Below are 15908 nucleotides of genomic sequence, written 5' to 3' on the forward strand. Positions count from 1 at the left end.
TGACCGGGCCGGTGGGAATCCGTAGCTTACGGGTGTTCCTGTTCATGGATATCGTTCATGTCCGTGAACACCATCGCTTGCGGGACCAGGGCGGGCCGTCTCCCCACGGCCCAGGCCACACCCCGGTCAGGGGTCCTGCCCAACATGCGAGGAGTTCGGCTTTGAGAAGGAGAAGCAGAACTTTGGCCGGGGCGATCGGCACGATCACCGCGGCCGTCACCGTGGCGATCGGTCTGACAGGCGGGGCGAACGCGGCCGCGCCGGGTCCCGGAGCCTACCGGCTGGTCAACGCCAACAGCGGGCTGTGCCTGACCGTTCCCGGCGGCAGCACCTCGAACGGCGTGCAGCTCGTGCAGTCGGGCTGCAGTGGCTCGTCCACGCAGGTGTGGATGCTCTCGTCCCAGGGCAGCGGTTTCCGGCTCGTGGCCGGGAACAGCGGCCTGTGCGCCGGAGTCAAGGACGCATCGACCTCGGCGGGCAAGGCCGTACAGCAGCAGTACTGCACCGGAGCCTCGTCGCAGACCTGGGAGATCGTGGCGGCGAGCAGGGACTATCACGTCGTCAACGCGAACAGCGACAAGTGCCTGAACATCAAGGACAGCTCCACCTCCTCGGGGGCGCTGGTCCAGCAGAACTCCTGCGACTCCGTGACCAGCAAGAGCTGGGCGCTCCAGCCGGCCGGATCCGTTCCCCCCGCCACCCCGACCCCCACGCCCACGCCGACCACCCAGCCGCCCTCCGGCTGGCCCTCGCCGAACGGCCAGCAGGCGGTCACCAGCACGATCGCCGTCTCGGGGACCGTCGACGGCGGCATGAAGCGCTACTACGCCTCCGGCGACATGGGTGACGGCGGCCAGAGCGAGAGCCAGGACCCGATCTTCGAGCTGGCCAACGGCGCCACGCTGAAGAACGTCATCATCGGCTCTCCGGGCGCCGACGGCGTCCACTGCCTGGGCACCTGCACACTGCAGAACGTCTGGTGGGAGGACGTCGGCGAGGACGCCGCCACGCTCAAGGGCTCCTCGTCCTCCCAGACGATGACCATCGACGGCGGCGGTGCCAGGAAGGCCTCCGACAAGGTGTTCCAGCACAACGGCCCCGGCACGATGATCATCAGGAATTTCCAGGTGCAGGACTTCGGCAAGCTCTACCGCGCCTGCGGCAACTGCTCGAGCTCCTACCAGCGCCACGTCGTGATGTCGAACATCGTGGCGACCTCCCCGGGCAAGGCGCTGGCGGGCATCAACACCAACTGGGGCGACACCGCGCGGTTCTCCGGCATCACGATCGTGAACGACCCGAACCACAAGATCGTGATCTGTGAGAAGTACAAGGGCGTGCCGAAGGGCAGCGAGCCGAGCAAGATCGGCGAAGGCGCCGACGGCGTCAACTGCCTCTACTCCGGCTCGGACATCACCTACAGGTAGTCCACCGGCCGGAGTCGACGGCATGACCTGACCAGGGCCCGGCGGTTCCCCCACCGCCGGGCCCTCCTCGTCAGCCCGGCCCGTCGAGCGCGCGCACCAGGGGGACCCCGGGCCGGTACGGAATGTGCAGATGGCTGGGTGCGTCCAGGAGCGCGAGGTCGGCCCGGCGGCCGGGTGCGACGACCCCGACGTCGTCCCGGCGCAGTGCGATGGCGCCACCCGCCGTGGCGGCCCACAGCGCCTCCGCCGGGGTCATCCGCATCTCTCGTACGGCGAGGGCCACGACGAACGGCATCGACGAGGTGTAGCAGGAGCCCGGATTGCAGTCGGTGGCCAGCGCGACCGTCACCCCGGCGTCGAGCAGCCGCCGGGCGTCGGGATAGGGCGACCGGGTCGAGAACTCGACCCCGGGCAGCAGGGTCGCGACCGTGTCGCCGCCGGCGAGGGCCGACACGTCGGCGTCGGTCAGGTGCGTGCAGTGGTCGACGCTCGCGGCGCCGAGCTCGACGGCGAGCCGCACACCCGGCCCGGCCGACAGCTGGTTGCCGTGCACCCGGAGGGCGAGCCCGGCGTCCCGTCCGGCCGTGAGGATCTCCCGGGTCTCGTCTGCGTCGAACGCGTGCGGGCTGGCGGGCTCGCAGAAGACGTCGATCCAGCGGGCGTGCGGCGCACAGGCCGTGAGCATCTCCCCGGTCACCAGCCGCACGTAGTCGTCCCGGTCCGTCCCGGCGGGCACGACGTGCGCCCCGAGGAAGGTCGTCTCCGGTGTGACCTCACCGGCCAGGCGCAGCGCACGCACCTCGTCGGCGACCGTGAGTCCGTACCCGCTCTTGACCTCGACCGTGGTCGTGCCCTGCGCGCGCATCTCCGCGATCCGCTCGCCGAGCGACGCCCGCAGCTCGGCGTCGCCAGCGGCCCGGGTGGCGGCGACCGTCGTGGCGATCCCCCCGCCGTCGTACCGGGTGCCCGCCATCCGCGCGGCGAACTCGGCGGCCCGGTCTCCGGCGAAGACCAGGTGGGCGTGGGAGTCGACGAAGCCGGGGATGACCGCTCGGCCGCCCAGGTCGCGCCGCCGGTCCGCGTCGGGGGCGCGCGAGGCCTGGCCGACCCAGGCGACGCGCCCGCCCTCGACGACCAGCGCGGCGTCCCGGAGCAGGCCGAGTGGCGAGCCGTCGCCGACGGACGGGTCGTTGGTCACCAGTTCGGCGACGCCGGTGAGCAGAGTGGCGGTCATCCGTTCTCCCACAGGGGTTCGACCGCGGCCTTCAGCAGGGCGGCGACGTCGCCCAGGACGTGCCGTCCCGCCGCGACGACGACGCGCCCGTCGACGATGACGGTGTCGACGTCGGCGGCGGTGGCGGCGAAGACCACCTGGCCGGGGGCGATCCCGGCGGTACGCGGGGTGTCCAGCCGCACGGCGACGAGGTCGGCCCGGGCGCCCGGCTCCAGCCGGCCCGCGTCCGGCCAGCCGAGACCGTCGTGGGCGGTCGCGGCGCCGAGCAGGTCGCCCGGGGTGAATCGGCCGCGCCGCAGTGTGCGCAGCCGCTCGTGCATCTCCAGCGCGCGTGCCTCCTCCAGCAGGTCGATGACCGCGTGCTGGTCGGAGCCCAGCGACAGCGCAGCCCCGGCGTCCCGCAGTTCGCGTGCGGGGCCGATGCCGTCGGCGAGGTCGCGCTCGGTGGTCGGGCACAGGCACGCCGTCGTACGGCTCCGCCCGAGGGCCGCGATGTCCGCCTCCGTCAGATGGGTGGCGTGCACGGCGGTCGTCATCGGGCCGAGCAGGCCCTCGGCATCGAGCAGCCCTGTGGGGGTGAGGCCGTAGTAGCCCTCGCACGCGGCGTTCTCCGCCGGCTGCTCGGACAGGTGCACGTGCAGCGGCCGACCCGCCGCGGTGTCCCGCACGCCCGCCAGGGCCTCCCGGGGGACCGCGCGTACCGAGTGCGCCGCGACCCCGACGCGCATGCCCGCCGACGGCTTCAGCCCGGCGACGCGGCCGGCCCAGCTCTCGACGTCGCCGTCGCCGTACCTCCGCTGCGGCCCGTCCGGCGGCGAATGCCCCTCCGGCGTCAGGCCGCCCGCGAGGTAGAGCGTGTCGAGCAGCGTCAGTCTGATCCCGGCCTCGGCCGCCGCCTGCCGCAGCGCCTCGCCCATGGCGTTGCGGTCGTCGTACGGCGTGCCGTCCGGGCCGTGATGCAGGTAGTGGAACTCCCCGACGCAGGTGATCCCCGCGAGTGCCATCTCCGCGTACGTCGCCCGCGCCAGGGCGAGATAGCCGTCCGGGTCGAGCCGCCGCGCCACGCCGTACATGCGCTCGCGCCAGCTCCAGAAGTCGCCGCCCCGGTCGTGGGTGCGACCGCGCAGCGCCCGGTGGAAGGCGTGGCTGTGCGCGTTGGCCAGGCCGGGCAGCACGATGCCCGGCAGGCGGCGCGCCGCACCCGCCGCCGCGCCGCCGGGGGAGCCGCCGGTGCCGTCCGGGTGGACGGCCGTGAACCGGCCGTCCTCGATCTCGAAGACGACGTCCCGGGCCGGCCCGCCGGGGAGCCAGGCGTACGGCGCATGCCAGCGCGTCGCGCTCACCCGGCTCCTCCCGCCGGGTCCCCGACGCCCGGGTTCTCGACGCCCGGGTTCTCGATGGCCGGTGTGTCGACGACCGGGTCCTCGACGGCCAGTTTCTCGATGACCCGGGCGAGTGCGGCCACCCCCGCAAGGCAGTCCTCGTACGAGGCGTGCTCGGCGGGGGAGTGCGAGACCCCGGTCGGGTTGCGTACGAACAGCATCGCCGCGGGGACACCGGCTGCGGCGAGGATGCCCGCGTCATGTCCCGCACCGGTGCCCAGCACGGGCGCGTCATCGAGAAGGGCGGCGAGCCGGTCGCGCAGCCCGGCCGGGAAGACCGTCGCGGCGGTGAACGACTCCTCGGCCGCCCCGGCCCCGCCCGCGGCCTGCGCGACCTCTCCGACCACCGCACGGACGCCGGGTTCGTACGGCCCCCGGGCGTCAAGCCAGGCGTGCACGGCCGAGGGGATGGCGTTGACCCCGTTCGGCGTGACGTGCACCTTGCCGATCGTGGCCACGCAGCCGTGTGCCGCGGCGGCCGACCGTGCCGTGGTGATGACCGACGCCAGCGTGAGCATCGGGTCCCGGCGGTCCGCCAGCCGCGTGGTCCCCGCGTGGTCGGCCTCGCCGAGCAGTTCGAGGCGCCAGCGGCCGTGCGGCCAGATCGACGATGCCACCGCGACCGGCCGGCCGAGGTCGACCAGCCCCCGGCCCTGCTCGACGTGCAGTTCCACGAAGACGCCGACCCGGCGCAGCGCCTCCGGATCGGGGCCGACCCGGGCGGGGTCGTGCCCCGCCCGCGCCATGGCCTCCGCCATCGTGGTCCCGTCGCCGTCGCGCAGCCCACGCGCCCGGTCGGCGTCCAGCGCGCCGGTGATGATCCGGGAACCGGCGCAGGCCACCCCGAAGCGGGCGCCCTCCTCGTCCACGAAGTTCACCACGCCGATCGGCCGGGCGGGCTCGAATCCGCCGGCGCGCAGCGCGTCCAGCGCGGCGAAAGCCGACACCACGCCGAGCGGGCCGTCGTAGGCGCCGCCGTCGGGCACCGAGTCGAGGTGCGATCCGACGACGACGCCCCCGGATGGGGCGGCGTCGGGGTCACCCCACCACGCCCACTGGTTGCCAGCCCGGTCGACGACGAGGTCGAGACCCCGCGCGGCGGCCTCACCGGCGAACCACTCGCGCAGCGTCGCGTCCTCGGCCGTCCACGCGAAACGGCGGTAGCCGCCGGTGCGGCCGTCCCGCCCCACCGGTTCTATCGCCGTCCACAGCGCGTCGAAGCTCTCCCGCCCGCTGGTCACGCGCCGGACTCCCGCATCGGGACGCGTACCCCGCGCTCGGCCGCGACCCGCTCGGCGATCTCGTAGCGTGCGTCGACGTGCCGGATGACGCCCATCCCCGGGTCGTTGGTCAGCACCCGCTCGATCTTCTCCCGGGCCAGGTCGGTGCCGTCGGCCACGGTGACCTGCCCGGCGTGGATCGAGCGCCCGATGCCGACGCCGCCGCCATGGTGGATCGACACCCAGGTCGCGCCGGAGGCCGTGTTGACCATGGCGTTGAGCAGCGGCCAGTCCGCGATCGCGTCCGACCCGTCGGCCATCGCCTCGGTCTCCCGGTACGGCGAGGCCACGCTGCCGCAGTCCAGGTGATCGCGTCCGATGACGATGGGGGCCGACAGCTCCCCGGCGGCGACCATGTCGTTGAAGCGCACGCCCGCCCGGTCGCGTTCGCCGTACCCGAGCCAGCAGATGCGGGCGGGCAGTCCCTGGAAGGCGACCCGCTCGCTGGCCGCGTCGATCCACCGGTGGAGGTGATCGTTGTCCGGGAACAGCTCCTTGACCGCCCGGTCCGTGGCGTGGATGTCCCCGGGGTCACCCGACAGCGCGGCCCACCGGAACGGGCCCTTCCCCTCGCAGAAGAGCGGCCGGATGTAGGCGGGGACGAAACCGGGGAAGGCGAAGGCCCGGTCGAAGCCGCCGAGACGGGCCTCGTCGCGGATGGAGTTGCCGTAGTCGAAGACCTCGGCGCCCGCGTCGAGGAAACCGACCATCGCCTCGACGTGCCTGGCCATCGAAGCGCGCGCCCGCTCGGTGAACTCCTCCGGCCTGCTCTCGGCGTAGTCGTGCCAGTCCGCGACGTCGACGCCCTCGGGGAGATAGGAGAGCGGGTCGTGGGCGCTGGTCTGGTCGGTCACGATGTCGACCTCGACGCCGCGCCGGAGCAGCTCGGGCAGCACGGCCGCGCAGTTGCCGACGAGACCGACGGACAGGGCGCGCCGCTCCCGCTTGGCGTCCAGGCAGCGCTCGATCGCGGCGTCGAGGGTGTCGGCGACCTCGTCGAGATAGCGGTGCTCGACCCGGCGGTGCAGCCGCTGCGCGTCCACGTCGACGACGAGGCAGACGCCCGCGTTGAGGGTGACCGCGAGCGGCTGGGCGCCGCCCATGCCGCCGCAGCCGCCGGTGACGGTCAGCGTGCCGGCCAGGGTGCCGTCGAAACGCCTGGCCGCGACGGCCGCGAACGTCTCGTAGGTGCCCTGCAGGATGCCCTGGGTGCCGATGTAGATCCAGGATCCCGCGGTCATCTGGCCGTACATCGTGAGCCCGAGATTCTCCAGACGGCGGAACTCCGGCCAGTTGGCCCAGTCGCCGACGAGGTTGGAGTTGGCGATGAGCACCCGGGGCGCCCACTCGTGGGTGCGCATCACGCCGACCGGCCTGCCGGACTGCACCAGCATGGTCTCGTCGTCCCGCAGCGTGGTCAGGGTGCGGACCATCGCGTCGTAGGCCGGCCAGTCGCGGGCCGCGCGGCCGGTGCCGCCGTAGACGACGAGGTCGTCCGGGCGCTCGGCGACCTCCGGGTCGAGGTTGTTCATCAGCATCCGCAGCGGAGCCTCGGTCTGCCAGGTCCGGGCGGTGAGAGTGCTGCCACGCGGGGCACGCACGAGGCGGGCGCCTTTCATGCGGTGTTCCTTTCTGGTCGCCGGAGCCGGGGGTGGATCTCACCCCGGGACGCCGGGAGAAACCTCTGCCGGGCTCGGCCCGCCGACCAGGTCATGATCAGTACGGGCCGGCCAGAATCAGCGCCGGGACCGGTCCGTGGTCGGCCCCGGGCGTACCACGTTCAGCCCTGGGCGTATTCGGAGAGGAAGAGGGCCTCGGCGGTGATGATGCGCCGCAGCTCGTCCAGCACCACCCGCTCGTTGGGCGCGTGGATGGACGCGTGGTCGTCCTCTGCGCCGTAGAGCAGGATCTCGGCCTCCGGGAAGAGCCGGGCGAGCGAGGCGACCAGCGGGATCGAGCCGCCCTGGCCGACCTCGCGCGGCGCCTGGCCGAACGCGCGAGCCATCGCGCGGTCGACGGCCTCGCGTGCCGGGCCGCCGGCGCCGGCGCGGAATCCGGTGCCGGTGGCGAAGTCGCCGAACGACACCTGGACGCCCCACGGGGCGATCTTCCTGAGGAAACCGGTCACGTCGTCGAGCGCCGTCTTCGCGTCTCCCGACGGGGGGACGCGGATCGTGACGCGGGCCCGCGCCACCGCCTGGACCGCGTTGATCGCACCCTGCACGCTGGGCACGTCGAGCCCGGTCACGGTGATGGCGTAGGACGCCCAGAGGCGGTCGGCCACCGTGCCCGTGCCGACGAGCGACACCCCGTCGAGCACCCCCGCGGTGGCGCGCAGCTCCTCCTCCGAGCAGCCCTGGCCGGAGAACGTGCCACGGGCCAGGCCGGGCACGCACACGTCGCCGGCCTCGTCGTGCATCGCGGTGAGCATGCGCATCAGCGCGGCGAGCGCGTCGGGGGCCACGCCGCCGAACGAGCCGCTGTGGACGGCCTCGGCCAGCGTTCGCACCTCGACGGTGAACGCCGCCATGCCGCGCAGCGACGTCGTCAGCGTCGGATCGCCGATGTACGGGTTGCCCACGTCGGCGATGACCATCGCGTCGGCGCGCACCAGCTCGGGGTCGGACTCGATGAAATGCTCCAGCTGCTCCCCGGCGTACTCCTCCTGGCCCTCGATGATGACCTTGACGCCGACCGGGAACCGGCCCTGGAAGGCGCGCAGCGCCGCCACGTGGGTGATCACGCCGCTCTTGTCGTCAGCGGCGCCCCGGCCGTACAGCACGCCGTCGGTCCTGGTCGGCTCGAACGGCGGGGTCTTCCACAGCCCCGGATCACCGGCGGGCTGCACGTCGTAGTGCGCGTAGAGCAGCACGGTGGGCGCGCCGGGCGGGGCGGGGGCCTCGCCGTAGACGGCGGGGAAGCCGCCCTCGATCGGGATCTGCCGGACGTGCGGGAGGCCGGCCGAGCGCAGCAGCTGTTCTGTCAGCGCCGCCGCCTCGAGGACCGGGGCCTCCGGGTGGCCGGGGAAGGCGACGGAGGGGATGGCGACGAGCCGTTCGAGATCCTCGACCGTCTGCGGCATCCCCGCGTGGACCGCTGCTTCAATCTCCTCAGGTGTCACGGCATCTCTCCGGAGGTGGGTGGTGTTCGATCATGTGCCGCCTGGCGGTCCAACCCATTGGATCACACCGCCCGGATTTCGGGGACCCGCCGGTGGCGTGGACGGCCGACGGTGCGCCGCGCGTAGATCAAGCTTGACGGATTTCGTTGTCGTTGCAGGATGCCATCGCGGATTCCGAGGTGTTCTCACGATGTCACCACGTAATCACTTGGCAAAACCGTGCAAGGTGGGCAAACTGGGTAAAGCCCCGATCAGATAGGGAAGGTTGCGATGACCCGCGTTCTCAAGGCCGCACAGGACAATCTCTGGATGCACTTCACCCGTCACGGCGCTTACGACGGGTCGGACGTGCCGATGATCGTCCGTGGTGAGGGCGCGTACGTCTACGACATCAACGGCAAGCGTTACCTCGACGGTCTGGCGGGGCTGTTCGTGGTCCAGGTCGGCCACGGCCGCGCCGAGCTGGCCGAGGCCGCCGCCAAGCAGGCCCGGGAGCTCGCGTTCTTCCCGCTGTGGTCCTACGCGCATCCCAGGGCGGCGGAGCTGGCGGAGAGACTGGCCGGACTCACCCCCGGCGACCTCAACCGGGTCTTCTTCACCACCGGTGGCGGTGAGGCCGTCGAGTCGGCGTGGAAGCTCGCCAAGCAGTACTTCAAGCTCCGCGGCAAGCCGCTGAAGACCAAGGTGGTCAGCCGGTCCATCGCCTACCACGGCACCACCCAGGGCGCGCTGTCGATCACCGGCATCCCCGGGGTCAAACAGGACTTCGAGCCGCTGGTGCCCGGTGCGGTCAAGGCGCCCAACACCAACCTCTACCGCGCCGACGAGATCTCGGGTTTCGACGGCCTGGAAAAGGACGCGGAGGCGTTCGGCCGCTGGGCGGCCGACCAGGTCGGCAAGGCCATCGAGATGGAGGGCCCGGACACCGTGGCCGCCGTCTTCGTCGAGCCCGTGCAGAACTCCGGCGGCTGCTTCCCGCCGCCGCCCGGATACTTCCAGCGGCTGCGGGAGATCTGCGACGCCAACGACGTGCTGCTGGTCTCCGACGAGGTCATCTGCGCGTTCGGCCGCCTCGGCACGATGTTCGGCGGACAGAAGTTCGGCTACGTACCGGACATCATCACCTGCGCCAAGGGGCTGACCAGCGGCTACGCCCCGATGGGCGCCATGATCGTCTCTGATCGGCTGTTCGAGCCGTTCCGGCGCGGCACGACGACGTTCGCGCACGGGTACACCTTCGGCGGTCACCCGGTGTCGGCCGCGGTGGCCCTGGCGAACCTGGACATCTTCGAGCGTGAGGACCTGCTCGGTCATGTGACCGCCAACGAGCCGGTCTTCCGCGCCACGCTGGAGAGGCTGCGCGACCTGCCCATCGTCGGCGATGTCCGCGGGTCGGGCTACTTCTACGGCATCGAACTGGTCAAGGACAAATCAACCAAGGAGACGTTCGACGAGGAGGAGTCCGAGCGGCTGCTGCGCGGCTTCCTGTCGAAGGCGCTGTACGAAGCCGGGCTGTACTGCCGCGCCGACGATCGTGGCGACCCGGTCGTCCAGCTCGCTCCGCCGCTGATCTGCGGGCCCGAGGAGTTCGACGAAATCGAGTCGATTCTCCGTTCTGTCCTATCCGAGGCATGGACCCGCCTCTGACGGTCTACCCTCATACGGATGCGCCCAGCGGCGTGTGGACTCCGCCGAGCACCGTATGAAAGGACCCTTTTCGTGAAGATCGGTGTGCCTACCGAGATCAAGAGCCACGAGAACAGGGTCGCCGCGACACCTGCGGGCGTTCACGAGCTGGTCCGCAGGGGGCATTCCGTCATGGTCCAGAAGAGGGCGGGACTCGGCTCGCACATATCCGACGAGGAGTACCTGGCCGCCGGAGCCGAGCTCGAAGAGAGCGCGGACCGCATCTGGGCCGAGGCCGAGCTGGTCCTCAAGGTCAAGGAGCCGGTGAAGCAGGAGTATCACCGGCTCCGCGAGAACCAGGTGCTGTTCACCTTCCTTCACCTGGCGGCCTCCCGCCCGTGCACCGACGCGCTGCTGTCGGCAGGGACCACCGCCATCGCGTACGAGACCGTGCAGGCCGGCGGCGCGCTGCCGCTGCTCGCCCCGATGTCGGAGGTGGCGGGCCGCCTCGCCATGCAGGTCGGGGCGTACAACCTCATGCGCGTCAACGGAGGCCGCGGAGTGCTGCCCGGCGGGGTGCCCGGCGTCGCCCCGGCCAAGATCGTCGTCATCGGCGGCGGCGTCTCCGGGTTCAACGCCGCGCAGGTCGCCGTCGGCATGGGAGCCGAGGTGACGATCCTCGACGTCAACATCGACAGACTGCGGCACATCGACGCCATCTATCAGGGCCGTATGAAGACGCTCGTGTCGACCTCCTACGCCATCGAGCGGGCCGTGCTCGAAGCGGATCTGGTCATCGGCGCGGTGCTCATCCCCGGCGCCAAGGCTCCGAAGCTCGTCTCCGACGAGCTGGTCTCCCGGATGAAGCCGGGCGCGGTGCTCGTCGACATCGCGATCGACCAGGGCGGCTGTTTCGAGAACTCCCGTCCCACCACCCATGCACAGCCGACCTTCCCGGTGCACGACACCGTTTTCTACTGCGTCACCAACATGCCGTCTTCCGTCCCCAACACCTCCACCTACGCCCTGACCAACGCCACGCTGCCGTACGTGCTGAAGCTGGCCGATCAGGGCTGGCGGGACGCGCTGCGCGGCGACCCCGCGCTCCGGCACGGGCTCAACACCCATGCCGGCGCGGTGACCAACGAGCCGGTCGCGGTAGCGCACGAGCTGCCCTTCACGCCGGTCGGCGTGGTCCTCGCCGCCTAGAGCAGCGGTCACGTGATGTCACCGGTGTCCGACGGCCTCGGCCGCCGCGCCGGGAGGAAGCTCCGGTCCGCTGCGCAACCCGCCGGTCGCGGGTTTCGCGTGCGGTCCTCGATCCCTTCCTGCCCCCGGATATCGGTTACCCGACCGGCGTTCTGGGCGCGCCTGGCCCGGCCCGTCTAGCGGAGACCGAGGCCCCTGCGCAGGTCGCGTGCGGTCACCAGGACGTGCGCGACCTCGGCCGGGGTCGGCCACGGGGCCGTACCCGGACGCAGGAGGGTGGCCCGCACCGAGCAGAGGTGCTCGATCGCGGTCGCGTGCAGGCCGCTGGTCTCGGCCAGGCGGCGGATCGGGTCGGCCTGCTCCGGCAGCCCCCGGATGACGAGATCCCACGTGCCGATGATCTCGATCAGGTCATGCTCGCCGGGCGCCGGGGCGCCCCGCCGACCGGCGGCGAGCACCGCCAGCTCCGCGCGGGCCGACTGGTCCGGCCTGGCCGGACGGTCCCAGTACGGCGCGGGCGGATACAGCAGCGGCTGCTCCCCGTGGGGGCAGTCGTGCGAGCGGGCCAGCACATCGCGCAGCTCGGCCGCGGCCCGGCGGTGCCCGCGCGCGGCGGCCATTCGGAACCAGTGCCGCGCGCCCAGGAGGTCGCCGTGCTCGGAGACCAGCAGCAGGCCGAGGTTGTAGGCGGCGTCGGGATCGTCCGCGGCGGCGGCCAGGCCGAGCCAGTAGCCGGCCGCCGCCCGTTCTCCCATCTCCACGCAGACGAGGCCCGTCCGGCGCTGGCCCTCGACGTGCCCGGTGCGCGCGGCCAGTTCGAAGTACGTCCGAGCCGCGGAGAGGTCCCGCCTCGCCAGGGCGAGGCCGCCGAGGCGGCAGGCGGCACCGGGGTGATCGGCCCTGGCCCTGATCGCGAGCCGGTAGGACTCTTCCGCGCGATCGTCGTCGCCCGTCGCCTGCATCAGCAGGCCCAGGTGGTAGGCGCCCTCGGCATGGCCGCCCCGGGCGGCGTACTCCCACCAGTGACCCGCCTCGGCCTCGTCGCCCGCCGCGTAACCGAGGACCCCGAGGTCGTGGGCGGATCGCAGGTCGCCCTCCAGCGCCGCCTTCGTGTGCCAGTGACGTGCGCCGGTGATCTGCCCCTCGTCCTCGCACAGCTGCGCGAGCCGCCGGGCCGCTCCGGTCGCGCCGTTCTCCGCCGCCATCTCGAGCCAGCGCCGTGCCGTCGGCACGTCGCCCCGCCGGTCCAGCAGAAGGATGGCCAGTCTGACCGCGGCCTCGGCGTCACCGGTCCCGGCCGCGGTCTCGTACCAGCCGATCGCCTCCTCCGGCGTCCCGTGCCGCTGGTGCCAGACCCCCAGGTTGAAGGCGCTGTCGACGTTCCCCACCCGGGCCGCCCGCTCCCACCAGTGCCTGGCCGCCCACCGGTCACCGCGCTCGGCGTAGCGGCGGCCGAGGCGGTGGGCCGCGTCCGGGTCACCGCTGTGGGCCGCGGCGAGCAGGGCATCCTCGACCGGGTCCGGGGGCCGTACGCTCCGGGACGCTTCCGGGACGGGTCGTACGCCCCGGGACGCGGGTCGTATGCCCTGGGACGCTTCCGGGACCTGGATGCCCCGGAGCCGGATGTCCGGCTGTGCCGGCGCGGCCTCGGTGGTTCCCACGAAAGTCATGGGAGACAGCGTGACATGTAATCCGGTCGTCACGGAGTGTTATTTCAAAGTCCTCTGGCTCGCGGGAATCTTCTCGAATGAGATGAAACCGACATACATCCCCATGCCGCAGGCGTAGCGGAGCCGCCCCGGTTCGCGTGGCGCGAGCCGTACCGACTGCTCACCGGTGACGGGCAGCACCAGGTCACGGCCGTCGATGGAGAGCGCGCGCGTGCAGCCGCGGTTGTCGTGGGAACGGAAGACGATCTCGGTCGCGCGGCCGGCGACGGCGCGGACGACGCCGGGCCGGAACCCGCCGGCGGTCGCCCAGATCGTGAGACGCTGAACGCCGTCGGGCCCCTGGCGGGCGAACGTGGCGGATGCGGCGGCCGGGCCGAGATCGGGCAGCCATCCGCCCAGCCGCAACCCCGACCCGACCGTGAAGATTCCGGCGGCGAGGGCGGCGACCCCGGCCAGCATGGTCAGCGCACCCGGGCGTCTCCCGGCGACCCGGCGCAGCAGCAGTCCCAGCGCGGCGAAGGCGGGCACCGTTCCGATGGCGAACCCTCCGAGAACCGCCGCCCCGCCCAGGGCGCTTCCTGTGGAGACCGCCACGACCTCCATGCTGATCGTCACCCCGCACGGAACGAGGATCGTGGCGAGTCCGAGGGCCGTGGCCCGGAGGATCCCCGCGGGTTCTCCCGGTTTCGCCGCCCCGCGCGTCACACATGCGAAACCGTGTGCCGAGCCGTGTGCCGATCGGTGTGCGGAGCCGTCTGTCTGGCCTTGTGCGGAACCGTGCGCTGAATGGTCTCCCGAGCCGTGTGCCGCGCATCCCGAGGGGCGTCTGTCCGCTAAGAGCAGGCGTACGGCGAAGGCGAGCACCGCGATCCCGGCGGCGACGAGGAACACGGCCCTGGCCCGCGGACCGATCTGTACGGCCGAGCCCACCAGACCGAGCAGCGCGCCGGCGGCGAGATGGGACAGCAGTCTCGCCGACAGGAACACCCCCACCACGGTCAGGTCGCGTCTCGATCCGCCGGAGAGCGCCCGATCCGCAGTGGCCGGACCTGTGCCGGCTTTGTGTCCGGTGTCGGTTCTGTGGGGTGAGCCGGATTCGATGTGGGCGGGATGGCGGCAGGAGGGCGTCGCCGTCCTGTGCCGAGACGGGCCGACCAGGCCGATGAGCAGGCCGCCCTGTACGGCCGTGCATGAAGCGGTGCCGGCGGCGAGACCTGCGGCGAGTCCGCCGACGAGTAGGGCAGCCGGATCCATGCTCGCAACGTAACGTGTCCAACCGGGAGCGACCAGTAACATTTGGCTGGCTCCCCGGCAGGCGACTCCTTCTCGACGGTGACAGGTCGCTGGAGCCGCCTACCAGGGGGCGGGTCAGCCGGTTGTCTCAAGCTGTCCGCTTGCGCGCAGCCGCGACCTTACGCGCGGAGAGCGGCGATGAACCACTCGAAAGCAGGCACGCTCGGCTCGAACGGGGGTGTCCCGTTGATCACGCCCAGCAACTGCCAATATCGCTCCACCCGGCGGTCGGTGAACCGCTCTACCTGGTCGGCGAGCCGTACGCGCTCGTCGGCGGGCAGGTTCGGATCGATCAACCGGTCCAGCACCTCTCGCCCACGAGCCGAGCCGGGAGCGATACCCTCGGTCATGGCCGTACGAACCTGCTCGAGGACGGCCGCAGGGTCGTAGCGCGGCCCTTCGGGGCTGTGTGTGCCGGTGTTTGTGCCGTACGTGCCGGTGTCCGTACTGTTTCGGCCGTTGTCCGTACCGTTTGAGCCGGTGTCCGTACCTGCGACCGCCATCTCACGTGCGCGCCGCCGGAAGTCGGGGTCGGCGACGAGCTCGGCGAGTTCCATCCAGGCGTCCACCTGCTCTGCCGTGGGATCGTCGGGCAGCTCCGGCGGCATCTGGCGCATACGGTCCGCGATGGCCGCGCCGGGTGCCTCCGGATCGGTGTCGGCGAAGATCTCGTCGACGAACTCGTCGATGATCTGCCGTCGTTCCGCTGCCGAAAGTCGAGCCAGTTCGTGCATGAGCCTCATCTCCTCGGTGGTGCTTGCGCGTTCCGCGACCGACCGGAGCACCGCCCGGCGTGCCCGGAGAAGGCGGATCTCCGCGTCCAGGGCAGCGACGTGCGCGCGCGCGACCTCCGCCACGGTGACCTGTCTGGCCAGCACTCGCTTGACCGTGGGCAGGTCGAGACCCAGCTCGCGCAGCGTACGGACCAGATCCAGTCGCGCCACCGCTTCCGCGTCGTACAGCCGGTAACCCCCGGCCGTACGGTCGGTCGGCGGGATGACGCCGATGTCGGACCAGAAACGGATGGTGCGAACCGGCACGCCGGTCCGCCGCGCGAGCTGCCCGATGGTGAGCGGTTCGCCGTGGTCGTTCACGTCCACAGCCTCCACCTTCCAGTCACTGGAGACTCAAGTTGATTTTCGCTCGGTTCCACCTGGTTCTCCAGACGCCGGAACCTACCGCGTCCGCTTTCCCGGGAGGGCTCGAAGACCAGGAGGAACAGGCAGAGGGTGAAGGGGCAGAGGGTGAAGGGGCAGAGGGGGAGGGCCGCGGCGGCGAATCGAAACGACCGTTAGGCGGGGAGGCAATGCCCCTGTGGCAACGCTGGGAGTGGGCTGGGCGGTCACCCCCTCCGTGGAGCACTCGCCCGGCTCTTGTGAACACCGAGTGACGTCCGTCCTTTTGCCGGGCGTTCGAGGGGTATCCGCTCAAGCCGGATAGGTCCCGAGTGATGGTCACTGGCCGTTCGAACACCGCGGCCGAGCTGACGGCGGTTGGACTACCAGGGATGATTGCGGAGTGTGACGGGTTGTGTTCGATAAGGTGTTCGAGGTAGGGTTGGGGTAGACGTTGAGGGTGGGTTTTGCCGGCGGGCTGTTTCGGGCCATTCGCCGAGTGCTGAGGTAGCCGTTTCCTGTCAAGGGGAGTCCCGGTCGGGTGATCGGGG

The 15908-nt window shown here is 71.8% G+C and carries 11 protein-coding genes; 3 read left to right on the top strand and 8 right to left on the bottom strand.

Annotated features, from left to right (window positions below; all coding sequences use genetic code 11):
• Positions 1–182: 182 nt before the first annotated feature.
• On the top strand, positions 183–1427 hold the full coding sequence (locus tag ACQP1K_RS06325) for a pectate lyase (RefSeq protein WP_433499930.1): 1245 nt from the start codon (positions 183–185) through the stop codon (positions 1425–1427).
• A 70-nt stretch (positions 1428–1497) separates the two neighbouring features.
• Here ACQP1K_RS06325 and hutI read toward each other — a convergent pair whose 3' ends face one another.
• The 5 genes from hutI to ACQP1K_RS06350 form a co-directional block, all read right to left on the bottom strand.
• On the bottom strand, positions 1498–2661 hold the full coding sequence (gene hutI / locus ACQP1K_RS06330; protein ID WP_433499931.1) for an imidazolonepropionase: 1164 nt from the start codon (positions 2659–2661) through the stop codon (positions 1498–1500).
• Positions 2658–4004, bottom strand: coding sequence for a formimidoylglutamate deiminase (locus ACQP1K_RS06335; RefSeq protein WP_433499932.1), 1347 nt, complete (start codon positions 4002–4004; stop codon positions 2658–2660). The genes hutI and ACQP1K_RS06335 overlap by 4 nt, the downstream gene beginning before the upstream one ends.
• Positions 4001–5284 (bottom strand): allantoate amidohydrolase, encoded by a 1284-nt coding sequence (locus ACQP1K_RS06340; protein WP_433499933.1) that lies wholly within the window; start codon positions 5282–5284, stop codon positions 4001–4003. Before ACQP1K_RS06340 ends, ACQP1K_RS06335 begins: the two co-directional genes overlap by 4 nt.
• Positions 5281–6942 carry a urocanate hydratase gene (gene hutU, locus ACQP1K_RS06345; RefSeq protein WP_433499934.1) on the bottom strand — a complete coding sequence of 554 codons (1662 nt, stop codon included), beginning with the start codon at positions 6940–6942 and terminating at the stop codon, positions 5281–5283. The genes ACQP1K_RS06340 and hutU overlap by 4 nt, the downstream gene beginning before the upstream one ends.
• Before the next feature lie 161 nt (positions 6943–7103).
• The gene (locus tag ACQP1K_RS06350) at positions 7104–8444 is read right to left on the bottom strand and encodes a M20/M25/M40 family metallo-hydrolase (protein ID WP_433499935.1); all 1341 of its coding nucleotides are present in this window, start codon (positions 8442–8444) and stop codon (positions 7104–7106) included.
• A gap of 270 nt (positions 8445–8714) precedes the next feature.
• Between ACQP1K_RS06350 and ACQP1K_RS06355 the strand changes: the two genes are divergently transcribed.
• Positions 8715–10091, top strand: coding sequence for an aspartate aminotransferase family protein (locus ACQP1K_RS06355; RefSeq protein ID WP_433499936.1), 1377 nt, complete (start codon positions 8715–8717; stop codon positions 10089–10091).
• Between the two features lie 72 nt (positions 10092–10163).
• A complete protein-coding gene (gene ald, locus ACQP1K_RS06360) occupies positions 10164–11279 on the top strand; it encodes an alanine dehydrogenase (RefSeq protein WP_433499937.1) in 1116 nt (371 codons plus the stop codon).
• Positions 11280–11455: 176 nt separating this feature from the next.
• Here ald and ACQP1K_RS06365 read toward each other — a convergent pair whose 3' ends face one another.
• From ACQP1K_RS06365 to ACQP1K_RS06375, 3 genes are all read right to left on the bottom strand, one after another.
• The gene (locus ACQP1K_RS06365; protein ID WP_433499938.1) at positions 11456–12949 is read right to left on the bottom strand and encodes a tetratricopeptide repeat protein; all 1494 of its coding nucleotides are present in this window, start codon (positions 12947–12949) and stop codon (positions 11456–11458) included.
• 39 nt (positions 12950–12988) lie between these two features.
• Positions 12989–14203 (bottom strand): urease accessory protein UreH domain-containing protein, encoded by a 1215-nt coding sequence (locus ACQP1K_RS06370; RefSeq protein ID WP_433499939.1) that lies wholly within the window; start codon positions 14201–14203, stop codon positions 12989–12991.
• Positions 14204–14361: 158 nt separating this feature from the next.
• A complete protein-coding gene (locus ACQP1K_RS06375) occupies positions 14362–15336 on the bottom strand; it encodes a MerR family transcriptional regulator (protein ID WP_433501500.1) in 975 nt (324 codons plus the stop codon).
• Between the last annotated feature and the right edge of the window lie 572 nt (positions 15337–15908).

This window comes from Sphaerimonospora sp. CA-214678, assembly GCF_050942215.1.
Classification (GTDB): Bacteria; Actinomycetota; Actinomycetes; order Streptosporangiales; family Streptosporangiaceae; genus Sphaerimonospora.